The sequence below is a fragment of the Saprospiraceae bacterium genome (genome assembly GCA_016710235.1).
Lineage (GTDB): Bacteria > Bacteroidota > Bacteroidia > Chitinophagales > Saprospiraceae > Vicinibacter.
This window is the reverse complement of sequence record JADJLG010000001.1, coordinates 3,127,328-3,152,594: the sequence shown is the minus strand read 5'-3', so window position 1 is coordinate 3,152,594 and position 25,267 is coordinate 3,127,328. Positions and strand designations below refer to the sequence as shown.

Annotated in this window: 21 protein-coding genes and 1 tRNA gene; 16 read left to right on the top strand and 6 right to left on the bottom strand. The window is 36.9% G+C overall.

Annotated elements, in window-relative coordinates:
• Positions 1–80 precede the first annotated feature (80 nt).
• From IPI99_12570 to IPI99_12540, 7 genes are all read left to right on the top strand, one after another.
• Positions 81–974, top strand: coding sequence for a glycosyltransferase family 9 protein (locus IPI99_12570; GenBank protein ID MBK7341348.1), 894 nt, complete (start codon positions 81–83; stop codon positions 972–974).
• A gap of 172 nt (positions 975–1,146) precedes the next feature.
• Positions 1,147–2,097 (top strand): hypothetical protein, encoded by a 951-nt coding sequence (locus tag IPI99_12565; GenBank protein ID MBK7341347.1) that lies wholly within the window; start codon positions 1,147–1,149, stop codon positions 2,095–2,097.
• A complete protein-coding gene (locus IPI99_12560) occupies positions 2,094–3,542 on the top strand; it encodes an O-antigen ligase family protein (GenBank protein MBK7341346.1) in 1,449 nt (482 codons plus the stop codon). Before IPI99_12565 ends, IPI99_12560 begins: the two co-directional genes overlap by 4 nt.
• Before the next feature lie 121 nt (positions 3,543–3,663).
• Positions 3,664–4,587 carry an ATP-binding cassette domain-containing protein gene (locus tag IPI99_12555; protein ID MBK7341345.1) on the top strand — a complete coding sequence of 308 codons (924 nt, stop codon included), beginning with the start codon at positions 3,664–3,666 and terminating at the stop codon, positions 4,585–4,587.
• A gap of 8 nt (positions 4,588–4,595) precedes the next feature.
• Positions 4,596–5,327 carry an ABC transporter permease subunit gene (locus IPI99_12550; GenBank protein MBK7341344.1) on the top strand — a complete coding sequence of 244 codons (732 nt, stop codon included), beginning with the start codon at positions 4,596–4,598 and terminating at the stop codon, positions 5,325–5,327.
• A complete protein-coding gene (locus IPI99_12545; GenBank protein MBK7341343.1) occupies positions 5,324–6,820 on the top strand; it encodes a Gldg family protein in 1,497 nt (498 codons plus the stop codon). The genes IPI99_12550 and IPI99_12545 overlap by 4 nt, the downstream gene beginning before the upstream one ends.
• A gap of 26 nt (positions 6,821–6,846) precedes the next feature.
• A complete protein-coding gene (locus tag IPI99_12540; protein MBK7341342.1) occupies positions 6,847–8,199 on the top strand; it encodes a hypothetical protein in 1,353 nt (450 codons plus the stop codon).
• On the opposite strand, the gene dnaG is transcribed toward IPI99_12540, so the two are convergent.
• Together dnaG and dapB are read right to left on the bottom strand one after the other, a co-directional pair.
• Positions 8,196–10,151, bottom strand: a complete 1,956-nt coding sequence (dnaG, locus tag IPI99_12535) for a DNA primase (GenBank protein ID MBK7341341.1) — start codon at positions 10,149–10,151, stop codon at positions 8,196–8,198. The genes IPI99_12540 and dnaG overlap by 4 nt on opposite strands.
• A gap of 14 nt (positions 10,152–10,165) precedes the next feature.
• Positions 10,166–10,888 (bottom strand): 4-hydroxy-tetrahydrodipicolinate reductase, encoded by a 723-nt coding sequence (gene dapB, locus IPI99_12530; GenBank protein MBK7341340.1) that lies wholly within the window; start codon positions 10,886–10,888, stop codon positions 10,166–10,168.
• Positions 10,889–10,985: 97 nt separating this feature from the next.
• On the opposite strand from dapB, the gene IPI99_12525 reads away from it, so the two are divergent.
• Positions 10,986–11,846: an acetyl-CoA carboxylase carboxyltransferase subunit beta gene (locus IPI99_12525; GenBank protein ID MBK7341339.1), complete on the top strand. Its 861-nt coding sequence runs from the start codon at positions 10,986–10,988 to the stop codon at positions 11,844–11,846.
• Here IPI99_12525 and bshC read toward each other — a convergent pair.
• Positions 11,819–13,444: a bacillithiol biosynthesis cysteine-adding enzyme BshC gene (gene bshC, locus IPI99_12520; protein ID MBK7341338.1), complete on the bottom strand. Its 1,626-nt coding sequence runs from the start codon at positions 13,442–13,444 to the stop codon at positions 11,819–11,821. The genes IPI99_12525 and bshC overlap by 28 nt on opposite strands.
• A 59-nt stretch (positions 13,445–13,503) precedes the next feature.
• On the opposite strand from bshC, the gene IPI99_12515 reads away from it, so the two are divergent.
• Complete coding sequence (locus tag IPI99_12515; GenBank protein ID MBK7341337.1) at positions 13,504–14,556, top strand: ABC transporter permease; 1,053 nt, start codon at positions 13,504–13,506, stop codon at positions 14,554–14,556.
• Between the two features lie 14 nt (positions 14,557–14,570).
• Here IPI99_12515 and IPI99_12510 read toward each other — a convergent pair whose 3' ends face one another.
• The gene (locus IPI99_12510) at positions 14,571–15,209 is read right to left on the bottom strand and encodes an outer membrane beta-barrel protein (protein MBK7341336.1); all 639 of its coding nucleotides are present in this window, start codon (positions 15,207–15,209) and stop codon (positions 14,571–14,573) included.
• A gap of 34 nt (positions 15,210–15,243) precedes the next feature.
• On the opposite strand from IPI99_12510, the gene IPI99_12505 reads away from it, so the two are divergent.
• Genes IPI99_12505 through selD form a run of 5 tightly spaced genes read left to right on the top strand, consistent with a single transcriptional unit; the run spans position 15,244 to position 20,282 of the window.
• Positions 15,244–15,912, top strand: coding sequence for a YihA family ribosome biogenesis GTP-binding protein (locus IPI99_12505; GenBank protein MBK7341335.1), 669 nt, complete (start codon positions 15,244–15,246; stop codon positions 15,910–15,912).
• Positions 15,902–17,641, top strand: coding sequence for a 1-acyl-sn-glycerol-3-phosphate acyltransferase (locus IPI99_12500; protein MBK7341334.1), 1,740 nt, complete (start codon positions 15,902–15,904; stop codon positions 17,639–17,641). Before IPI99_12505 ends, IPI99_12500 begins: the two co-directional genes overlap by 11 nt.
• Complete coding sequence (locus tag IPI99_12495; protein ID MBK7341333.1) at positions 17,638–18,180, top strand: exonuclease domain-containing protein; 543 nt, start codon at positions 17,638–17,640, stop codon at positions 18,178–18,180. Before IPI99_12500 ends, IPI99_12495 begins: the two co-directional genes overlap by 4 nt.
• A gap of 13 nt (positions 18,181–18,193) precedes the next feature.
• A complete protein-coding gene (mnmH, locus tag IPI99_12490) occupies positions 18,194–19,246 on the top strand; it encodes a tRNA 2-selenouridine(34) synthase MnmH (GenBank protein ID MBK7341332.1) in 1,053 nt (350 codons plus the stop codon).
• On the top strand, positions 19,233–20,282 hold the full coding sequence (gene selD / locus IPI99_12485; GenBank protein ID MBK7341331.1) for a selenide, water dikinase SelD: 1,050 nt from the start codon (positions 19,233–19,235) through the stop codon (positions 20,280–20,282). Before mnmH ends, selD begins: the two co-directional genes overlap by 14 nt.
• A gap of 98 nt (positions 20,283–20,380) precedes the next feature.
• Here selD and ung read toward each other — a convergent pair whose 3' ends face one another.
• Positions 20,381–21,052: a uracil-DNA glycosylase gene (gene ung, locus IPI99_12480; protein MBK7341330.1), complete on the bottom strand. Its 672-nt coding sequence runs from the start codon at positions 21,050–21,052 to the stop codon at positions 20,381–20,383.
• 124 nt (positions 21,053–21,176) lie between these two features.
• On the opposite strand from ung, the gene IPI99_12475 reads away from it, so the two are divergent.
• Positions 21,177–21,250 (top strand) — tRNA-Arg (locus IPI99_12475).
• A 166-nt stretch (positions 21,251–21,416) separates the two neighbouring features.
• Positions 21,417–22,472 (top strand): hypothetical protein, encoded by a 1,056-nt coding sequence (locus IPI99_12470; protein ID MBK7341329.1) that lies wholly within the window; start codon positions 21,417–21,419, stop codon positions 22,470–22,472.
• Between the two features lie 104 nt (positions 22,473–22,576).
• On the opposite strand, the gene mutS is transcribed toward IPI99_12470, so the two are convergent.
• Positions 22,577–25,168 (bottom strand): DNA mismatch repair protein MutS, encoded by a 2,592-nt coding sequence (gene mutS / locus IPI99_12465; protein ID MBK7341328.1) that lies wholly within the window; start codon positions 25,166–25,168, stop codon positions 22,577–22,579.
• Positions 25,169–25,267: the final 99 nt, after the last annotated feature.

Here is a 25,267-nt window from a genome sequence, read left to right as displayed (position 1 = left end):
AGAAGATTCTGGTTATTCGATTTAGTTCGATCGGTGATATTATTTTGACTTCTCCGGTACTCAGGTGCGTGCATCTGCAAATGCAGGTTGATGTGCATGTGCTAACCCGAAATACTTTTGCTGGATTGTTTTTAAGTAATCCAAATGTCAGCAAGGTTTGGACGGTTGAAAAATTCGTAGATGGAGAACTTCTTGAGGCTCTTCGGGATCAAAAATTTGAATATTGTATTGATCTCCATAAAAATTGGAGAAGCATGCAGGTATGTTGGAAATTGGGGGTTAAAACCATAAACTATTCTAAGCAGAATATCCAAAAATGGCTCAAAGTCAGACTGAAAAGTTGGTACCCATTTCAGGCGCAACATATCGTAGATCGTTATTTTGAATCTCTCAAGCCGTTAAAAGTAGGATATGACGGAGGAGGATTAGAATATTTTTTTGATCCTAGTTTTCAAGCTTCTAAGGAAATGCTCAATAGTGTAAGGCAAAATTATATTGTAGGAGTTTTAGGAGCTGCCCATGCGACAAAACAAATTCCATATGATCTTTGGAAACGGATTATTGGCGTCAGGTCTTCCAGAAAAATTGTGCTGTTGGGTGGGAAGGATGTGCTAAGCTTGGGACAAAAGCTGAGTTTAGAATTTGACAATGTAATCGATATGGTTGGAAAGTGTAGTCTTGACGAAAGCGCATTTTGGATCAAACATTCTCAGTATGTGATTAGCCCTGATACCGGATTGATGCATATGGCAGCCGCATTTGACAAACCAATATTGAGTATCTGGGGTAGTACTAGTCCAGCTTTTGGTATGTATCCTTATTTTCGGCAGCAGAGATTTCATGATGAGAGACAAGTGGTAGGATTAGCTTGCAGACCTTGTAGCAAGATTGGTTTTGCGGCCTGTCCAAAAGGACATTTTAAATGTATGCTTGATCAAAAAGCCGACCTGACAGCCTTTGAGCGGGAGCTTTGATCTATTACTTTATATTTTAATTTATTTAATATGTAATGCTTAGGATTACAGGATTTGGTATGTTCAATTTGGACAGACAAAAAATGCTTACTTTTGCGTTCTAAATTCAGATCCATGTACTTGGACCTTAAAAGACGAAATGGAAATAATCAACTTTAATCATTTTTTCTCAATGTTGTGGCGAAATAGAAGGACTTTCTTTACCGCTTTGATTTTGGGATTAATTGTATCTGTACTTGTAGCGTTTATTTTGCCCGAATACTACAGATCTACGACTAGCATTTTTACAGTAAAATTATCTCAAATTCCCATCAATGAAACTTCCTTCAGACGAGGAAATATTGGTGATTTTGGTGAAACTACTGAAGCTGAACAAGCGATCGAATTGTTGAATTCAACCAGATTGAGAGAAAAAATTATCGACAAGTGGGATTTATACAAACATTATCAAATAGATCCAAAGGCAGAAGCTGCAAAAACTTATGTTCTTAAAACCCTGGATGGAAATACCAGTATTTCAAGAACCCGGTTTAATTCAATCGAAATTTCAGTGCTTGACAAGGACCCTCAAATGGCGGCTGACATTGCAAACTCGTTCGCAGTCTTTTTGGACTCTATCAAGTATGAAATGGTTCAAAGCAGGGCATTGTCACTTCTTGGCAGTTTAGAGTCCCAAGCCAGAAAACAACAAATATTGATAGATACCCTCAAGAAATCGATGGATTTTTTTAGTAATAATGGAGTAATGAGTCAGTTCCAAAGAGGATATCTCATCGAAGCATTTGCACAATCTTCTCCGACAGAAAGAGCTCAGTTGAAAAAACTGGTCGATTCCAATATCTTATATGGAGAAGAGTTTGATAAAGTAGAACGAATTTATGAAAAAGAGATTGATAATCTCATGCAGATCAACAAATTCGTTGTCCAAACAAGGGCTGATGTGGATACTTATCTCACACAAAAATTTATCATGGATAAGGCCGTCCCAGCCCAGAAAAAGTCATTTCCTATACGATGGCTCATAGTGGTGGTTGGATTATCATTTGCTGCACTTCTCGCTATGTTATTGATTTTTATTCGAGAAAAACAATCGGATTTTCGTCAAGCAATCGGAATGAGATGATTTCTTTTTTGCAGAAGTCGGATATTCAACTCATTATATTGACGATTCTTCTGGTGATCATATCGCTGTCAGGATTGTATTTCGGCAATTGGATCACGTTATTATTACCATTGGTGATATTTTTCATTGGTGTATTGGTTTTCAAGGCTGATTTATTATTTTTCTTGTTGCCTTTTCTAATACCACTTTCAATCAATCCTTCTGAAATGTGGGAGACAATGGATTTATCTTTGTCTATTCCAGTGGAGCCACTTTTGGCAATATTTGTATTTACATTTTTTTATTTGCTTTTTTCTCATTCTCTGGATGATAAAAGAATATTTACTCATCCTTTTGCTATCATCATTTATATTTATTTAAGCTGGATATTTATTACGTCATTGTCCAGCACAGAAAAGATCGTATCGATTAAGTTTTTGATTGCCAAATTGTGGTTCATCATTCCTTCTTTTTTTCTTGCTTATTTTTATTTTAAGGCAAAAGGTTCCAAGCAAGTATTTCTTTCCCTTTTCGTAATTTCTTTGAGCATCGTAGCATTGTATAATATTATTCATCTGTGGTCTTGGGATTTTGCAGAGAAACCATCACAATGGACCATGAAGCCTTTTTTTAAAGATCACACCATATTTGGAGCAGTACTGGGTATGGGAGTGCCACTCGCATTTGGCATGGCAATATACCATAAGTTAAATTTAAAGTTGTCACTGCTGTATTATTTGTGTTTTGTAGTTTTAATGGTAGGATTATATCTGACATATTCCAGAGCTGCTTGGATAAGTATTGTGGCATCTCTATTTTATTTTTTTTTATTTGTTCTCAGGATTAAATTCAAGACACTCATGTTTGGACTTGGGCTGCTGCTGGTTTATATTTTAATCAACCAAAATAACCTGATTAGGAAGCTGGAAGAGAATAAAGTTAGCTCAAGTAATGATTTTGTGGAAAATGTAGAGTCCATTAGTAATATTTCAAGCGACCAGTCCAATTTGGAGAGGTTAAACCGATGGTATTGCGCGATTGCTATGGGAAAGGCAAAGCCGGTGTTTGGTTTTGGGCCAGGAACTTATATGTTTCATTATGCACCTTTTCAACTGAGTAGTATGCATACTGAGATCAGTACGAATTTTGGTGATGTTGGAAATGCGCATAGTGAGTACCTTGGTCCATTTGCTGAAATGGGGATTTTGGGATTATGCCTTATGATCGTGCTTTTAATTGGAGTAATCTATTATTCCTTTAAGTCATTTTATCAAAGTCATGATCAACAAGAACGGATTATCATCCTAGCAGTAAGTTGTTCACTGATCGGGTATTTTACTCATGGATTTTTGAATAATTTTCTTGATTCAGATAAGGCGGCAGTAATATTTTGGGCAATGATCTGTATAATAATTACCAAGGACATTCAAACCAGACATCGGAGTAAGGATAATTCGCACATTTAGATACGTTAAAATTATTTTAATTTGTCGGATTGACTTTATTTGAGGAAGAGAGTTTTTATTTTTGTTTAATTTTTTGAAAATTTGGCATTCGTATTTTGGAATCATTGCTAAGTAGATTATTATGGATTTAAAGATCGAGAATCTTACCAAAAGGTATGGCCCTCAACTGGCTGTGAACAATATTTCTTTCGAAATTAAATCTGGAGAGATCGTGGGATTTCTAGGTCCCAATGGAGCCGGAAAGACCACAACCATGAAGATGTTGACTCAATATATCGAACCCGATCAAGGCAAGATATGGTATGGCAACAGTCGTGCGCACACCAAAGAGATCAGAAGAGACATCGGGTATTTGCCTGAACATAATCCACTTTATGAAGACATGCCAGTGTTGGATTATCTCGCATTTTGTGCAGAATTGCAGGGTGTCGAGAAGTCTAAAATCAATAACAGATTGCGGGATATGGTGGTGTTGTGTGGACTTGATGTTGAAAAACACAAAAAAATAGGTGAGTTGTCGAAAGGCTATAGGCAACGGGTTGGATTGGCACAAGCAATCATACATAATCCTAAAGTACTCATACTGGATGAGCCTACTACCGGACTTGACCCAAATCAGATCGTTGAGATAAGAGAACTAATAAGGAAACTTGGCAGAGAAAAAACAGTAATATTGAGTACACATATTCTTCCTGAGGTTGAGGCTACTTGTGACCGAATTCTAATCATTAATAAAGGAAGCATAGTGGCAAATGGAACAGTATCTGATTTGCGAAAGAAATCTGCAGGGAATATAATATTGCAGGTTGAAATAGAAGGGGTTGAACAAGCTACACTGATTGATAAACTGAGTGCTTTAGAAGGAGTAAAATCGATCGATTTTATTGGAGATAACAGATCTCGATTAGAAGTGGCTGCAGATATTACTGCTGATATTAACAGGAAAATTTATAGACTGTGTAAGTATGAGAATTGGGATTTACTGGCAATGATTCCGATGGAAACCAAATTGGAAGATATCTTCAGAGATTTAACCATAAAATAATTATTGATATGTCGTCAGCTGTTTTTTCTATTGCAAAGCGGGAATTGAATTCTTTTTTTGATAGTCTTATGGCATATATTATGCTGATCGCTTTTCTTGGATTTAGCGGATTTTTTACCTGGATTTATGGATCCAATATTTTTTTCAGGAAAGAAGCCGATCTGGATGTGTTTTTTGGAATAGCAAAATGGACTTTGTTCTTTTTTATTCCTGCCATAACGATGAAGATGCTCGCAGAGGAAAGAAAGACAGGAACCATAGAACTATTGCTAACTAAAGCTGTCAGTTATTGGGAAGTTATACTGGGTAAATTTTTTGCTTGTCTGGCTTTAGTCACTATTGCATTGTTGTTGACATTGCCTTATTACATATCCATTGCAAAATTAGGCAATATTGATCATGGAGTTGTGTGGAGTGGATATTTAGGATTGTTGCTATTGAGTGCTGCATACATCGCACTTGGGCTTTTTGCCAGTTCAATAACAAACAATCAAATTGTCGCTTTTTTGCTCGCTTTGTTCATCGGGATATTTTTTCAATTTTTATTTGATGCGATTGCTACCGATATTACCGGAATTACAGGGACATTTATCAGTTCTCTCAGTATGGGAAGACATTTTGATTCTATCTCTAAAGGTGTATTGGATACCAAAGACTTAATATATTTTATTTCATTGACCGGTTTCGGACTTTTATTAGCCGAACTGTTTGTTTCACAAAGAATTAAAAGCAGATTATGAGCCGAACCGTAAAAATTATTTTTGCTGTCATTGTATTGCTTTTGATAAATTTTTTATCCAACTATTTTTTTTACAGAATCGATTTGACGGCAAACAAAGAGTTCACCTTGAGTCAAGCTACAAACGATATATTGAGGCAACTTGATAAAAAAGTCAAGGTCAAGGCATATTTTTCAGATAATTTACCTGTAGATATCGATAAAGGTCGGTCGGAATTTAAAGATCTATTGGGTGAGTACGCTAGTCTTTCGAAAGGCCAATTGGAATATCAGTTCATGAGTCCGAATTCGGATTCAAAACTTGAAGAGGAAGCGATGAAGGAAGGGATTCAATCTGTATTAATTAATGTGAGAGACAAAGACCAAGCCAAGCAACTGAAAGCTTTCATGGGTGCTATTGTTGAAATCGATTCAAAAAAAGAAATCATTCCTTTGATTCAACCTGGAGTTGCTATGGAATACAGCTTGACTACCGCTATAAAGAAAATGACCAGTTTAAACAGACCTAAAATTGGCTTTATTCAAGGTCATGGTGAAGCAGCATTGCAAGAATTAGCACAGGTGTATGAGAAATTGAGTGTATTGTGTGACGTGAGTTCAGTTTATCTTAATGATACGATCGATCTAAGCATGTATCGTGCTCTTGCTTTGGTAAGACCAAAGGATAGTATTCCTCCCGGAGATTTTGTATTGCTGGACAGGTATCTTAAAAACGGGGGCAAATTATTGATAGCTTGCGATCAAATGAATGTGGAGTTGCAACAAGGTATTTCCAGCCAGTTGAATACTGGAGTTCCGGCCTGGCTCAATGAAAAAGGTATTGATATAGAGAATGCTTTGGTTCGGGATATTTCTTGTGGATCGGTTCAAGTACAGCAGCAGAGTGGATTTTTTTCGTTTGCTACACCTGTTCAGTTGCCATATTTGCCCGTAATAAAGACCTTTTCGGATCATCTGATAACGAAAGGATTGGAGATGGTCATCCTCCAATTTGCGAGCCCGGTTATTTATAAGGGTAAACCCAACATGAAGTTTACGCCATTGATGTATACTTCGGATCAATCAGGCAAACAAGCAATGCCAGTTCAAATCGATATCCAACATCAATGGTCTAATGCTGATTTTCCAGACAGACAGATTTGCTTGGGTGGTGTATTGGAAGGGGATTTTGGAGCTGGAAACAATGATGGTCGATTGGTCATTTTCGGTGACGGAGATTTTCCGGTAGGAGGACGAGGAAGACAAGTCAATGACGACAATGTAAGTTTATTGGCCAATTCAGTAGATTGGTTGAGCGATGATACCGGTTTGATAGAGTTGCGAACAAAGTCCGTCACAGGACGCCCAATAAAGGAAATTGATGATGCTACACGGAATTTTTATAAGTACCTCAATTTTTTATTGCCTATTGGTCTTGCTTTGGCTTATGGTTTATTTCGGTCTACTATGAACAGAAAGAAAAGAATCCGGAGAATGGAAACCAGGTATGTTTGATCATGCAAGCTGAGAAGACCCTTTAAATGAGAAGCTGGCTTTCTCATTTCGGCTTTAAAGGAAATCAATTATATCTTACTTTAATTGTATTTACAATAGCTTTTGTATATGCTATCGCTGCCTGGAAATGTGGAAATATTTATTTGTCTGATTCATTTGAGTATGTAGTTCAAGCTTCTAATATTTTGAATCATCAAAGCAGCTATTGTAATCTTTGGCAGCAAGAACTACTACCGGAATATTGGTCATTGAGAACTCCGCTGTACGCCTGCTTTTTGAGTTTTTGGTATATATGGAGTTGCCCAGACCATCTGATTGTTTTATACCAACTGTTGGTGCAGGCTGTTGCATTTTTGTGGCTGTATCGAATTTCAGACAATCGGTCTAAGAAATTTTTTGCATTTTTTGTTATAACATTAGTCCTAAGCCCGGTAATGTTTATTTCTGCCGGTCAAATCATGTCTGATTGGATGTTCGCATGGAGTTTATTCATCGCAATCTATTTTATATTCATGTTTGAGAAGAATCATGGAATTATATATTTACTACTGTACAACTTTATGTTGTGTGTTGCCGTATTGATTAAACCGGTGCTCTTGTATTTTTTTGTAATCAATTTTGTAATTCATTTGTATATTTATTACAATAATAAAAATAAGCTGGTTTTAGCATTAAGTATTTTAATGCCTCTGGTGATTTTATTCTGGTCTATGAGAAATGAAAAACTCACCGGTGTTTTTCATTATACATATATGACTACAAATAATTTGTACAATTATAATGCCAGGCTAACACTAGAACATAAATTTAATGTGGAGTACGCAGACTCTGCAGTGACCGAATGGCGAAAGGAATCGATAAATATGAATTTTCATGATAAGTGTTTGTATCTCAATAAGCAGTCTAGTTCGACAATTTTAGAATACTGGCACAATTATATCATGTTGCAGGTTAGGGGTATGGCAAAGTTTTGGCTGGACCCAGGGAGATATGATATTGTCAATTTTTTGCCACAATTAGATCGAGGAGCATCTTTGAGTTTTTTTTATCAATGGGATAAGTTCAAATGGACAGGTATGAAACAATACATTGTCGGTGTTGGACCTTGGTTTATACTTTCACTATTTTGTTTACTCATCTTTAATATTATTTTTTTTGTTGCTGTAATTAGTTCTTGTAAAAAATTGCAGAAAAGTGATTTGGCTGCTTTAGTCAGTGTTGTGATAATCATGTACATTTGGATCATGACCGGACCTATTGGCAATGCTAGATTTAAATTGGCAGTATTGCCCATTTCATTGTGGTTGATTGGAAAATATCTTTGGACTACAAATCGCTCTCAAACTTGCAACAGACCATTGGAATATCAAGAAGATTAATTGTCGATCGGAGATTGATTAGAGGTTTCAAGCCACAACTTATTCCGTATAAATTTATATTCTCCCCGAATCTTGAGAAGGGTGTATTGTTCTTCAATATCAACCGCCTTTATAATTTCTTCATCTAGCTTCCTGATGATTTGGTCAAACTTTCTCACTTTGATATGTCTCACAGTTTGTAGAATTTCTTCCTCACTGATCGATCCGAATTCATTGAAGGTCGCTTCGGCTAAGCCATACTTATCAGACCAGTTTTTACTCAGTTCATATTTTTGGAAGGAAAATTCAAGCGCAAGATCTTTAACTTCGGGTTCTTCATGGTGAATAAAGTTGTAGAGTGGAATGATCTCTCCATGATCAAACGCATGTTGGACCATTTGTAGAATTTTTGAATACAAGGGATGTTGGAAATACTCAGTGATATCAGCAATATTGGCCAATACAAATTCGGTCACCGTGCATTGTTCGGTAGTATACAACTTTGACCCGGAGAGCATCAAAATCCGGATGATGTCTCTTTCTTGATTTTCATCTGTAAATGGCAGCCAAAAAGTTTGCTTATGGGATGTGTTTGATTCTGTTATTTCAGGGTTGTCGCGCAGTATGATTTCATCATTTTCAAGTGCCTGTTGGCGTAGTTTGAAATTTTTGCTTTTTAAATTTTCATGTATATAGACATTGCATTGGTCTATCAATGTGCTCTCCGCAACCGACATCAGTTGAGCACAAGATTGAATGTAGAACGATCGCTTGATGTTGTCTTCCATTTTTGCAATTGTCGAAACAACATCTTTTACGGCACTTGATTTTAAAATTGGATTCGTACCGGCATTTTGAAGCAAGTACTCCGCCTTATACACTATACCATCCTTTTTATGATGTTCCAAAAGTCTTATGAATTCTTCACTACCATGTTTTCTCAGATAACTATCCGGATCATCATTATCAGGTATAAATAGCAGGTATGGGTTTATATTCTCTTTCACCAAAATGTCTAATGCGCGTAAAGCAGCTTGAATACCTGCCTGATCTCCATCATAAAGAATGGTGACATTTTCGGTAAATCTTTTTATTATATGTGCTTGCTCTTCTGTAAATGATGTACCTGAGGAAGCGATGGCATGATCTATTCCTGCCTGGTGAAGAGCCATTACGTCAGTATAACCTTCCACCAAAATAGCCATATTGCTTTTTCGGATTCCTTGTCTCGAGAGGTGCAAACCAAACAAGGTTTTACTTTTGTTGTAAACTTCAGTTTCTGGGGAATTTACATATTTGGCAACTTGCTGGTTTGTTTGTAGCACTCTTCCTGCAAAGCCAATAGTTTTTCCTGAAGCATTATGCAATGGAAAAATTACTCTCTCTCTGAAAAAATCCTTTTCATAAGAATTGGTGAGGCCGCATTTTCTGAGAAGGTCTATTGAATAACTTTGGGAGACAGCCGCCTTAGTGAGTCCATCCGGCAGGTCAGGAGTAAAGCCTAGTTCAAATTTTTTTATGGTGCTTTCAAGAAATCCTCTTTGTTTGAAATAATCCAATCCAATGTTCCTTCCTAGGTCAGTTTCCCACAATATCTTTTCATAATATTTTTTTGCCCAATCATTAATCAGGTTCAAACTTTCGATACTTTGCTGAGCTTCAAGGTTTTCTTTGGTGCTGGCCAGCTCTTCTAACTGGATATTGTATTTTCTAGCCAGAAATCTTACCGCTTCTACAAACGAAAGCTGCTCAATCTCCATAATGAATTTGACTCCATCGCCTCCTTTTCCGCAGCCAAAGCATTTGAAAAGATTTTTTGTAACAGAAACGGTGAAAGAAGGAGTTCTTTCCTTGTGAAATGGACATAATCCAATTTGGCTGTGTCCTCTGGTTTTTAATTGGACATAATCTTTGACAATATCTTCAACCCTTGCGGTCTCGATGACTTGCTGGATTGAAGCAGGTTTGATCATAAGGTTTCTTGAATTTATATAGTATTTAATACATCATTCATCGTAAAGATACCTGATTTGTTTAAAAGCCATTCCGCTGCGACCACAGCACCTAATGCAAAACCAGATCTGTTGAATGCTTCGTGTCGAATGAAGATGTGGTCAATGTCTGATTTCCAGTCAACTGAATGGGTCCCAACGACATTGTCTTCTCTTATGGAATGTATTGGAAGAATACCTTCACCCAAATTCAGATCAGACGATTCTTCCCATTGAGTATATTTAGAATTGTTTTCGATGATCTGCCTGGATAAACTGATCGCCGTACCACTTGGTGAGTCAAGTTTTTGTGTATGGTGGATCTCTTCCATTGAAGCTGAGTATGCCGGGTGGAAATTCAATAATCTAGCAAGTAAAATATTGATTTGAAAGAAAATATTGACGCCAATGCTGAAATTGGATGAATACAATAAACCGAGCTGGCTGTTTTCAACAATACTTTTGACATCGTTCATTTTGTCATGCCAACCCGTTGTACCTACCACTATGTTTTTTTTTAGATTAGAACACTGTTCAATATGTTTTAATGCAAGCTCAGGTTTAGAAAACTCTATGGCAATCTCGGACCAATCCAGAATTTCACCCATCTCCGTGGTGCTCGTGTTGCTGTTGATGTATTTGCATTCGTGGCCACGCTTAGTGGCAATAGTCTCAATGGCTTTACCCATTTTTCCATAACCCAGTAGGCAGATTTTCATATGAACTTCGTGTTTTTGTCAGGTTTTTTACACAATATTAACAGGAAATGCCGCAATACCCTAAATTTGCATAAGACGAATTACAAACAGGGCTATCATGAGTTGGTTTACCAGACTGAAAGAAGGCATTTCTACCGCCACAAAATCCAAGAAAGAAACACCGGATGGTGTTTGGTACAAATGTCCGGAATGTAATGAGACTACTACTGTGAAGCAGATGAAGGAGAATTTCTACAAGTGCCCAAAATGTAATTATCATAGTAGGATAGGTTCTGATAGTTATTTTGAATTGCTGTTTGATACCAAATGGGAGCTATTGTTTGAAAATTTAGAAAGCTATGATTTCTTGCAATTCACTGATCTTCAACCATATACAAAGAGGCTTCAGGATGCAGAAAAGAATTCAGGTAAAAAAGATTCCATTTCTGTAGCATTTGGGAAAATAAATAAAAAGCCGATCGTCATTGCTGCCATGGATTTCAACTTTATAGGCGGGTCAATGGGCTCTGTCATGGGCGAAAAGATCAGCAGAGGAATAGATTACGCAATTTCCCAGAATTGTGCTTTTATGATCATTTCAAAATCGGGTGGTGCTAGAATGATGGAATCGGCATTTTCGTTGATGCAAATGGCCAAAACTTCAGCTAAGTTGAGCTTACTTGCCCAGCATAGATTGCCGTATTTTTCATTCCTGACAGATCCGACTACTGGAGGAGTAACTGCCTCATTTGCAATGTTGGGTGATATCAATTTTTCCGAACCGAATGCATTGATTGGATTTGCTGGGCCCAGAGTTGTCAAAGAGACCATCAAGCGAGAACTTCCGGAAGGTTTTCAGCGTTCAGAGTTCTTGCTGGAGAATGGATTTCTTGATTTTATAATAGATCGAAAAGATTTAAGAGAACGTTTGGGAGATTTGCTCGAAATCTTTCATTCTAGTCCTGTTGCTTCAGAATAAAGCCAGTATTCAGCAACTTCCGGTTGATAGACTTGTATTAATTTTTCAAGTAGGGTATCACCAAATTTGAAATAAAAAATCAATCCGCCTTGGACTCTTTCTTGTAAATTATCTTGCGGAAAGATTTGTTTATGAATTTTCTCGATTTTTTTTAGTTGTATGTCGTGTTTTTCCTGGACGGATTTTAGAAGTTCGTTTTCAAACTGATGAAGTTGATTTTGAAGTTTTTTCAATTCTATTTCAAAAGTTTGTTGCTGCGGCCCTGATTTTATTTCATCAGATTGAGATAATGCGTCAATGGATTGTTGTAATTGATCTTTAAAAGAATGAATATTTGAAGGAAATTTTGAATGTGTAGAGAGGTATTTTTCTTTGCTTTTTGATTCGCCATCAAGGAAATCCTCAAAATTCAACCCCAAAGCAGAAATTTGTTCATTCAGGTTTTTGTCTAAATATTGTGCGGATAATCGTCTTAATAAGATTGGAAAACTGATGTTTTGAGATTGAAATGAAAGTCTGAGTTGCATCCAATAGCTGATCTCTGCACCACCACCAACAAAAGCTACATTGGGTAAAATGAACTCTTGATACAATGGTCGTAATAATACATTCGGGCTGAAATTTTGTGCTTCTTTTGAAATTCTTTCTTTTAAATGTTCGAGGGTTCCAAAATCTTGTCCTTCAGTAGTGTGAAATCTACCATTTGTTTCAATAATTCTAGTTCGGTCATCTTGCTCATCAATATAAAATAGATTAATTTCTCTGTGACCTGCTTGAGGTACAATGCCCATTTGGCTCATTATTTTTTCAGTGCGCAGAACATTATTTTGAGTGAATCTTGCCTCCACTTCATTGCACATGATCGGAGAAAATAAATGCTTACAGAAAGTGTCGTCCGGATTAAAAAATAAAAGTCCATAATGACCAAACATATCATTGATCATTTCCCTGTAAAAGTCTGCATATTGATTTTCTTTGAGCGAACTGAAGTTTCTTAATTTTTGGACGAATAACTGACTATTGAGCTCAAATTTGAAAATAGATTCTAATTGATCTATTATTTCATCAAGACCGTCTAGGTTTTGTCTTCCACTTACTTTGTTTACTTCTTGCCTCCAACTTAGTTTTTGTGAAAAGAAATTTACCTCATTGATTTCCAGTAAGTCATGATCTTCAGCGCCACAATAAAAAACGGGAACAAAATGATAATTAGGAAATTTATTATTCAATTGTTTACTAACTGATATTGTAGAACAAATTTTGTAAATAAAATAAGCCGGCCCTGTCAACAGCAAAGGTTGGTGTGCACAGCAAATAGAAAACGTTCGTTCGTCAGATAATTTTTCTATATTTTCCTTGACGGCATCTGAGACCTTTGTATTGCTGTATTGTTGATTGAAAATGCTACTGATGTGATGTCTGATAGAATATGTTTTCTGTTTGACGTTGATTTGGTTTTCTATATGTTGAAAATTCGGTTTTTGTTCAATCAAAGGGTCGAAATCAATGGATTGTAACCAATACTCAAGGTCATTCTTTTTAAAATATGAAATCTTTTCTGCCGGAAAGGATTTAAAATGTAGTTCTTGATTGTCCAATCGATTTGATATTTTTGCAAAAGTAGGTAAAAATTTACCATAGGATGAGCTGACAGATTATGAAGTACTTGATTGATCAATTGGTCTTTGCTGTTTTGACTATGCTAGCGGCAATTGTATTGATTTCTGCTATCATTTATCAAGCCCCGGTCGACCTGTCAAGAATGTATTTTGGACAGAGGACTGATGAGGCTGCGGTGAATCAAATGAGGAAACAGATGCATTTGGATGAGCCCGTATCCAAAAGGATAGCCTATTACTTAATAGGGCTGAGTCCGATTCGATGGGAGGGGGTGAGTTCTGGTGAAAGCAAGGGGCAGGGTAAAGGAATTAAGATCTATAGCGGAGAAACCAAAGTACTGTATCTTTCATTACCGGATTTGGGTACTTCTTATTCAACGGGAAGATCTGTATGGGAAATGCTCAGGACAGCAGTGCCTCCGACTCTGATTCTGGGTTTGATTTCAATGATAATTGCCAGTATTTTTGGTATTGGCCTTGGATTGCTGGGAGCAGCTTATCAAGGAAAATGGCAGGATCAAGCTATCCTTAGCTTTTGTACACTTGGAATCAGTGTCCCAAGCTATGTTTCCGCTATTTTTTTTAGTCTCCTGTTCGGTTTTGTTTGGTCTGGGTATACGGGTTTGGATGTTCAAGGGTCATTGTTTTCTTTGGATGATTTTGGAGAAGTGAGATTCACACCACAGCATGTCATATTACCTGCATTAGCTCTAGGTACCAGACCGGTGGCTATGATCGCTCAAATGACCAGAGTCGCTTATTTAGAAGTAATCCGGCAAGATTATATCAGGACTGCACGCTCAAAGGGAATCGCAACTGCCCAATTGATCAGAAAACATATACTGAAAAACGCTATGAACCCCATTTTTACTACAATTAGTTCATGGTTTGCGTCTGTATTGACAGGTGCTTTCTTTGTAGAATATGTTTTTAACTACAAGGGCCTTGGAGACCTGACCATCACTGCTTTAAACGCCTTTGACATACCTGTGATTTTGGGAGCTTCATTATTTACTATTTCAGTGTTTATAATGATCAATACAATTACCGATATAGTCTATCACTACATCGATCCTAGAGTAAGGATATAACAGAACAGAATTGACTAGAATTTATAGGAAAGCGAGAATATCAGGCGAGTCGGTCGAGAACCATATTTTACCTGGTCACCAAAATAACTGATGTGATCAGCAAACTCAGTAAAGTTGCCTTCGTGGCGTAGATCAAGCATGAGAGAACCGACATCAAAACCAAGGCCCAGCTGATAACCAAATGTCATGGTTTTAAACTTTTCGTCAAAGCCATTGACGTCTGTTAACTCTGAATTGCTCGAAATATGAATATGCCCTACGGGTCCTGCCATCAATCTCAGGACACTTATTTTTATACCCAACATAACTGGGATGTCTAAGTTGAAAAATCTCTCCTTCTGGATGCTGTCTATTTGAGATACAACCTTGTTTTTCAGTAACTTATAACTTACTTTATTGGAATTGAAGATCAACTCTGGTTGGATAACATAATTTCCTTTCCTATATCTCATTAAACCACCGAAGTGAAACCCATAGTTGGCATCTGCAAATATAAATCGAATGGAGTCAGCCGAGGTGGAGCCACTTAATATTTGCTCTTTTTGCTTTACATTCATAGTGCTGAGCCCGCCGATTATGCCAAAATCAAGTTGGGAAAAGAGAGGTGCAACGCAACAAAAACTTAATATTAATATATGAGTTATTTTTTTCATTGGTTTTGATTTTATTACAAAATAAACGACAAAAATGCAGAATTTCCTTGACGGGGATACCATTTATAGTTTTATTAACGACCTTTGCGCTTCCATGAGCAATATACAGTTTCAGCTGACCGAGTACATGAGCTCATTTGGTGAGTATCGTCAAATTCCAGAAAATGAGCTACCTGAGTTTTGTTTTTGGGGAAGGTCTAATGTTGGCAAAAGCTCCTTGATCAATTTTCTTTGCCAAAGGAAAGAATTGGCTAGAACATCATCTGTGCCTGGCAAAACACAAACTTTCAACCTATATGGACAAACAGGAAAATTTCATTTTATGGATTTACCCGGTTATGGTTTTGCCAAAGTCAGTAAAAGTGTGAGAGAAAAATGGGACAAGGAAATACCAAAATACTTAATGGGCAGAAAAAATCTACGTGTTGTGTTTTTGTTAGTAGATATATCCATACCTCCTCAAAATGCCGACATGCTCAAAATCGATTTTATTGGATCTCAACGTATTCCTTTGGTCATCATATTTACAAAATCAGATAAAATCAAAGCCGGGCAAAAGAAATTTCATATTGAGGAGTTAAAAAAAATTATTAGTCAAAGTTGGGAAAAATTACCTGTTATGGTAGAGACCAGTACTCAAATGAGAACAGGAAGGGAACAAGTTTTAGATATTGTCGAATCGATCATTCAAGTTGAAAATTGAAATTACGATGCCTGAGTTAAATTCAACAGAAAAAACTGTATATGAACATATATATCCGGATTTGCATGATTGGCCAATCTATAAATTTGGCCAGCAGCGAAAGGAGTTTATTCATCAGATCAATCAGGAAATTCTTCGGGATCTTTCAACACTAAAAGATTCTGAACTCGATCAGATACTTGCTAAGGCAATTTATGCAGAACGGCAGAGAGTGAAAACAAATCCCTGGAAAGCTGATCCTCCCAACCAAGCAATATTTTTTAGAAAATTACTTAAAGAGTATCATGAAAATCAGATTTCAGACGAAAACAAAAAATCAAAAAATCTGGAAACTGCATTTCGTTTGGTCAAGCGGTATTCCGAAGAAATAGCAGGTAACTTTAATATAAATACTTTCCAGTTTGTTCGGAAAGTTTCAAATGCAGTATTTTATGTTTTATTGAGTAAGCCAAAACTCTTAAGTCTTTTTTCTCAAAAGAAGATGAAAGCTGCGAATTTAAGCAGATTGAAAGTATTGGGAAATTTAGAAAATATACGTGCTCTTTTTCCTGAACATACCATAGTATTATTGCCAACTCATTCAAGCAATCTGGATTCCATATTGGTTGGTTATACCATTGACCTCGCTACAGGAATGCCGGCATTTTCTTATGGTGCCGGACTCAATCTTTTTGATTCGGAGTTTTTTGCATTTTTTATGAATAGACTCGGTGCTTACCGTGTCGATAGACGAAAAAAGAATTCAATTTACCTCAAGACTTTGGGAGTGTTTTCAAAAAATTCCATCAAGAGAGGTGTGAATACAATTTTCTTTCCCGGAGGTACCAGATCAAGATCAGGAGAAGTGGAGATGAAGTTGAAACTAGGATTGTTGAATTCTCTCATTCAGGCTCAACGAGAGCTGTTGGAAGAAAATGACAAACGAAAAGTTGTCATCGTACCTGTAGTGATCAACTACGAAAGTGTTTTGGAAGCGAGAGACTTGATGATTCAGCATCTCAAAACTACCGGACAGGAGAAATTTACAATGAGAGATAAATCACCCTCTATTTTCGAATATGTAAAATTTGCAAAAAGATTATTGACAAGGGAAAGTAGTGTGTATTTGACATTTGGTGATCCCATTGATGTATTTGGAAATCAGTTAGACAAAGATGCAAATAGCTTTAATGTTCACAATCAACACATAGACCTGAAAGATTATTTTGTACACGAAGGTAAAATCGCAATTGATACACAACGCGAATCTATTTATACCAAAGAATTGAGTGAATGTATCGTCAAGCAATTTAGGAATTACAATCTAATTTTACCATGCCATATTGTTGCCTTTGCAGCTTTCAGATTATTGGCGAAAATGAATCCACATCAGGATATGTACAATCTGGTGCAGATACCTGAAGAAGAAGTTGTATTTGGGGAAAAACAATTCCGTCAGTACATCATTTGGATTTGGACATTTCTCAAGAAAATGAAAGTATCAGACAAGCTTAAGTACATAAACCAAATTCCTGATGACATGGATGAGCTTATCAGTGAAGGTTTAGAGACTTTAGGTTGTTTTCATAATTTAAAACCTTTAACCAGAAATAAACAAGGACAGCTTTGTAGTGAAGATTTTATTACCTTGTTGTATTATTCCAACAAATTGAATAATCTATTTGCTGACGAAGAGATCAATTGGCAGGAAATTCATCTTGATCTTGACCCGCAAACCAAGTTGACATGATTTTTATTATTTTTGACCTGGAAGCTACATGTTGGAAGGATACATTTGTGCCACACCGACAAGAAGTAATTGAAGTAGGGGCCTATTCCGTTAATAGTTTCGGAGAATTTTTGGATACATTCCAAAAGTTTGTAAAACCGGTAAAATCACCCGTACTTTCAAGTTATTGCAGGAGTTTAACTGGTATAGATCAGAGAGATATTGACAAATCCGCTCGCTTTGACGTAGTCATGGATCAGATGCAGGATTGGGTCTTTCATTTTGAATCTGAATTTGTTTTTTGTAGTTGGGGAAAGAAAGACATGAGTTTGCTGTCGGCCGACGCGAATGATCTCAAACTTGATTTGAGTTGGATAACGCATTACATTGATCTCAAAGAGCAGTATAATGAGATGAAGGGGAATAACAAGCCACTTGGTCTGGCGCGATCGTTGGAAATGGAAAAAATTGATTTTGAAGGTAACGCACACAGAGCTTTACCTGATGCTTTTAATTTGTCTAAACTCTTTATTAAATATCTAGATCATTGGAGATATTAAATTTTCTGGAATTGTGAAAATCATTACACCGGATGAATTATATAACATTTCGAATGATAGGTCTATTATCATTGACGTAAGATCACCTTCTGAATTTACTGCAGGACATTTTCCCGGAGCAATTAATCTTCCCTTGTTTGGCGATCAGGAGCGCATACAAGTAGGTATACTATATAAAAAATCAGGTAAGCAAGCTGCGGTAGAGCTTGGATTAAAATTTGCTGGGGCCAAATTAGCTCAGTATTTTGAGAGAGCACAGGCTGTGTCGAAGGGGAGACATGCCATTATTTATTGTTTTCGTGGTGGGATGCGATCACAGAGCATGGCATGGTTACTTGACTTTTGTGGTATGGATATTTCAATAGTAAAAGGTGGTTACAAAGGCATTCGAAGGTGGGCACGGTCTGAGTATGAAACTCGTAATTATAAATTAATTTTGATCGGTGGAAAAACCGGGTCGGGGAAAACAAAACTTTTACAAATATTACAGAAGAAAGGTAATCAGATTTTGGATCTGGAAAATCTCGCCAACCACAAAGGTTCTGCATTTGGATGGATAGGAGAACAAAAACAGGTCAGTGCAGAGCAATTTGAAAATCTTGTTTTCAAGAGTATTTTTGCATTAACCACCGAAAAGGAAATTTTTATTGAGAATGAAAGTCGATTGATTGGATCGGTAGCTATACCAGTAGAATTATGGCAAAGCATGTTGACATCTCCTTTGGTAGTAATGGATGTTGAGTTCAATACAAGACTACAACACCTGGTAGAGGTTTATTGTAATTCTCATGAGAGTAATGACGAAAATTTAATTTTGTCGTTTAAGAAAATTGGTCGTAGAATTGGATCTGAAAAAATGAACTTAGCTATTAATTCTATAAACCAAAAGAGATATAAAGATGCCGCGGAGATTGCTCTAGATTATTATGACAAATGTTATGCTTATGATATCTCCAAAGTAGCCACAAGAAGTATTCATCAATATACAATAAAAGACTTAGAGTTTGAAAAATGGATTGATGATTTTATCGATTTTTGTAATCAAATAAAGGATGGAAAAAATTAGATTGACTCAATATAGCCATGGAGCTGGCTGTGGTTGTAAAATTTCACCTGCAGTTTTGGATGAGATTTTACAAAGCTCAATCAAGAGAGAAAGTTTCAAGAATTTATTAGTTGGATATGAGTTTAAAGATGACGCAGCAGTGTTTGATAATGGAGATGGTACAGCCATCATCAGTACCACGGATTTTTTTATGCCTATAGTGGATGATGCATTTGATTTTGGCAGAGTGGCGTCCGTCAATGCCATCAGTGATGTTTACGCAATGGGGGGAAAGCCTTTGATGGCAATTGGAATCTTAGCATGGCCTATAGAAAAGCTACCTGTACATGTCGCGGCTCAAGTACTTGAAGGCGCAAGATCAGTGTGTCATTTGGCGGGAATTCCACTAGCCGGAGGTCATAGCATCGATGCTCCTGAGCCCATTTTTGGATTGGCTGTTACCGGTAAAATTGATATAGAAAATATCAAAATGAATCGCGGCGCCAAGCCGGGTGATTTGCTCTATCTAACCAAGAAACTAGGAGTGGGGATTCTCACAACGGCCGAGAAAAAGTCATTGTTAAAACCCCAACATCAGACACTGGCATTGGATTCTATGTTGAAGTTAAACAGCATAGGAGAAAAATTTGGAAAATGCTCAGGAGTGCATGCGATGACCGATGTTACAGGATTCGGATTGGCCGGTCATCTTTTAGAAATGTGTACGGCATCAGGTGTTACTGCAGTGGTTTACGACCAGGCAATACCATTGCTTGACGATGCTGTGAAAGATTACGTGAGTCAAAAAGCAGTTCCTGGAGGAACCAATCGCAACTGGAAAAGCTACGGGTACCGTATCAGATTTGAAAACATAAGTGAAGACTATAATATTATAGCAGATCCTCAGACGAGTGGAGGACTATTGGTCGCTGTCAGTAAGGACTCCCAGGACGAATTTGAAAAAATTTGCAAAGATTTTCAAAACGAATATTTTCTGATTGGGGAACTGGAAAATCACTTATCGAATGAGGATGTATTCTTAATCATACGAAATTGATTTTCAATAATTCCTCATTATTGCTTCTTTATAAGATTGGTTGTACTGATTTTTAAGATCAATTTAAATTTTGATTGGTGCGATCGAGATATTGAAGATTAGAAAATTTGCCAATTTATTTCTGGCAAATTGTTTTTTCTCAAGTACTCATTGGCAAGGATAAAATGCCGATTGCCCATAAATTTGCCGCCGGCCAAAGGAGAGGGATGGGCGCTTTCCAGAATGAGGTGTTTGCTAGAATTTATGAGTTCCTTTTTGGAACGGGCGAAGTTACCCCAAAGCATAAAAATAATATGATTTGGTTGTTCGCTGAGTTTCTGGATTACCGCATCAGTAAAGGCATGCCATCCAATCGATTTGTGGGAGTTGGCTTCTTTGTGTTCGACTGTCAGCGAGGCATTGAGTAGAAGTACGCCTTGTTTTGCCCACTCGCTCAAATCGCCATGATCAGGTTTGGGATATCCAAATTCTTGATTCAGCTCTGCATATATATTATTCAATGAAGGAGGGATTTTGATACCTCTGGGGACTGAAAAGCAGTAACCCATGGCCTCACCTGGACCATGATATGGATCTTGACCAAGAATGACCACTCTTACACTTTCCACCGGCACTGAGTCAAATGCCCTAAATATCCATTTTCCGGGAGGATAGATTACTTTGCCCTTTGTCTTTGCATCTCGGAGGAATCGGATTAGTTCCCTAAAATACTCTTTTTCAAATTCAGGACCGAGTAGTTCTTTCCAACTGCTTTCAATACGGACTACCATTTTTATTACAATTTATCCCGACAAAAATAACCGTACATTAGAGAAAGGTATTAAATTTGCCCTCCTTTTTAAGCTAAAAGGACTAAGCATAAGAAATTTTCACTTTTGCTTTGAACATTGAGTGGGTTCCGTAGCTCAGCTGGATAGAGCATCTGCCTTCTAAGCAGAGGGTCTCAGGTTCGAATCCTGACGGAATCACTTTTTTTGCTCCCTTATTATAAAGTTAGTATAATTTGTGTTTTTATAACGGGAGAATATTATTGTTGAATGACTTAAATATTCATTACCTGAGCACCTTCGAGAAATGATATTTACTTTTAATAAGTTACGATATTTCGGAGTTTTCTGGATTATATTTTTGAAAGTGAGTAACATTTTAAGTTCTCAGTGTATTGAAAAAATCCCTCTTGAAATTGATCATGATATTAATCCAATAATTGGGAATAAAGTAGTTCCCAAATCAGGAAATTTAAGTTTAGCTTCTATTTATTTTGATGTGGATATCAGTGCATTTTCAAAGTTATCTTCTACATTAAATGAGGGGATCATTCATTTCAAAATTTCAAAAAACAAATTCAAAACAGATTTATTTGATGTAGAGATAATTAATGATTCGATTTTTAAATTTCAAGCTAGTATTTATAATAAAGTTTCCTTTGAATTTAATAAGCAGCATATTTTGAATATTGCTTGTGGAAATAATCTGATTGAGAATGATAGCATAAAATTTTTGATCAAAGTAAATCGGCTATCAAAGAAGAATCATAGTGTTAATATTGTTCCTCTTGCCAACTTCAGTTTAACTTCAACTCAAATTGATAGATATAAATTACGATATGATGCTGTGTTTAAAAAATTTATCATTCATAATTTAGTGGATACAGTGGCTTATGAATTATCTGAGCCATTTATCGTTCAGAACAAAGCATATTATTTTGATTCGCTGGATCTTTCAAATAGAACCATATGTCTTTTTTTATATCCGGATTCATTAAAATTGTTCGGGCATAAAATTGGATACTATGTGAATGATGTTTTGATGGAGAAGATAAAGAAATTTGGAAATTTACAAACGGAACTTTACGTTCTTTATTTTTGGGGGTCATGGTGTTCTCCTTGTCTGAAAAATTTAAGTAAAATCGTTAGTTTGGAAAGAATGTTGAATGTGGCCAATTCAAAAATCAAATTCATCTCAATAAAAGTGATCTTGAATAAGGATAATCGTGAATATCATCTGCCTGATTACAATGCAAATTTAAAATTCAGTTTGGAAATTGAAGAATTTGTTGGCAAGTTCATGTTGGATAAGAATCGTTCTTTCTGTAAGGGTCTTAATTGTTATTTTTTTCCCACTGCTGTTTTAGTTGCAGGGAATGGTAAAATAATGCAAAGAATTAATAATGATTATGAGAAGCTTTGAGGATTATTAGAATGATGTTTTATGATGGCAATTAAATGTCATTATATATGAATTTAATAATAATCGGATGTCACATAGGGCAATTTTGTTTCAATATTATTTTCTTAAACTTTAAGTCTGGTCTTCCATTCGGCTATTTTCATCATACATTCGATGGGAGTCATCGTCTGCACATCAATTTTTTGAATTTGTCCGATGATCTCACTTTCCTGGCTGCTGTTGCTGTCAATCAATGAAACCTGTACAAACTTTGTTTCTGCTGGTCCGGGCAAATGACTCCCAGCTTCTGTTTTTGATCTTGCAGCTTCCAATTCTTTTAGAATGTATTGAGCTCTGGAAATGATAGACTGAGGCATTCCTGCCATTTGAGCGACATGAATACCAAATGAATGTTCGCTACCGCCCTGTACCAATTTTCTGAGAAACAATACCTTGTTGTTAATTTCTTGTGTAGTCACGTGATAATTCTTAATTCCAGGAAAATGTTTTTCCAGTTCATTTAATTCATGATAATGTGTAGCAAACAGTGTTTTTGGTTTTTTATCTGTTTGTTCGTGTAAATATTCTGTAATTGCCCAAGCGATTGAAATTCCATCATACGTACTTGTCCCGCGTCCGATCTCGTCAAGGAGTACCAGAGATCTCGGCGATAAATTGTTTAAGATGGATGCCGTTTCATTCATTTCCACCATAAAAGTTGATTCACCTGATGACAAGTTGTCGCTCGCTCCAACTCTTGTAAATATTCGATCGATTACACCAATCCAGGCATGCGTAGCCGGTACATAGGACCCCATTTGAGCCATCAGACAGATCAATGCTGTCTGTCTAAGAATGGCAGATTTGCCGGACATATTCGGGCCGGTAATCATGAGAATTTGGTGGTCTTGTGGATCTAAGTAAATGTCATTTGGTATGTAGTCTTCCCCTAGTGGCAGTTGCTTTTCGATTACAGGATGTCGCCCATCTTTGATGTCAAGTGACATGCCCTCATCCAACTCCGGTTTGCAATAGTGATTGCGTATTGCAACCTGCGCAAAAGATATCAAACAGTCTAATTCAGCTATAGCCTTGGCGTTATTTTGAAGTGTGTTTACGTGCTCTTGAATGTTATCCAGGAGTTTCTGGTAGAGTTCTTCTTCTAATGTGAAGCTCCGCTCTTCAGCACTTAGGATTTTTACCTCAAGATTCTTGAGTTCTTCAGTGATATAGCGCTCCCCATTTACCATGGTTTGTTTCCGAATCCAATGTGCAGGTACCAGATTTTGATTTTTGTATTTATTTGTTACTTCCAGAAAGTAACCGAATACAGAATTGAATCCAATTTTGAGATTAGCGATACCGGTTTTCAAAGATTCCTCTCTTTGGATATCCAGGAGCATATCTTTCCCATTTGTCATCATGTGACGTAGCTCGTCCAACTCGCCGGAAACCTCCGGATTGAAAATTCCACCCTTGGATATTGTGTTTGGCGCTTCTTCTTGGAGTTGTGTAGCTAACAATTGCTCAAGATCAGTACAATCCTGCAACCCCGATGCTACTTTTTTTAAAAGTTCACTGTTAGTATGATGGATCGTATTTCGAATTGGACTGATTTTTCTCAGACAGTTCCTTATATGTAATAATTCTCTGGGGCTAATTCTTCTAAGAGGAATTTTAGAAACCAACCTTTCCAGGTCTCCGAAGGACTGCAGGTGCTGGTTGACATCTTCCACCAATTCGCTGTGGTTAATAATAAAATCTACTGCATCTAATCTTTGGCAAATCTGGTCGGGATGTATTAATGGCATCAGAATCCATTTTCGCAACATTCTGCTTCCCATTGGAGTCTTTGTCTGGTCCAGTACATGAATGAGCGCCGTTCCTTCCGGATGGATGACATCCACCAGTTCGAGATTTCTGATTGTAAATCTGTCCATCCACATAAATTGGTTCGAAGCCAATCTACTGATCTGGGCAAGGTGTGCAGGATTTTTATTCTCAGTACTTTCTAAATAATAAAGGATAGCACCGGCAGCAGTCTGACCTGTATTCATGGATTCAACACCAAATCCTTTCAGTGTTTGAACGTGAAAATGTTTCAGTAATTTTTCCCGACCAAAATTGAATTGAAATATCCAATCTTCCAGTGAATATACATAGTATTGGTCCCCAAATGTAGATTCAAATTTGTCTTTTATCGATTTGGAAAGAATTATTTCTGATGGCTGAAAGCTCTGAATTAATTTGTGTATATATGGAGTGTCACCTTCTGCAATGTAAAATTCTCCGGTTGAAATATCAGCAAAAGAAATTCCAATGTTCTCATTCGAAAATGCAATGGAGCACAAAAAGTTGTTCTTTTTTAAGTCCAGAAGTTTGTCATCTGTGGTTACTCCGGGAGTGATGACGTCTGTGATTCCACGTTGAACTACTTTTTTACCCTTGCTCGGTTTTTCTAATTGTTCACAAATGGCAACCCGATATCCAGCGCGAACCAATTTGGGTAAGTAGGCGTCTAGAGAATGAAAAGGGAAGCCTGCTAATTCTATATCATTGCCACCATTATTTCTTTTTGTCAGTACGATTCCCAATGCTGCTGAGGTTTTGAGGGCATCTTCACCAAAAGTTTCATAAAAGTCCCCCACGCGATATAGCAGTATTGCATCCGGATGCTTTGCTTTCATCGCATAGTATTGCTCCATTAAAGGAGTCATTGCAGGCACCTCAAACAATACATTTTGCTTCTTCACTTCCTTAGGATTTGGTCTACAAAAATACATTGCAAGTTACAATTATTTGATATTCAATCCAGA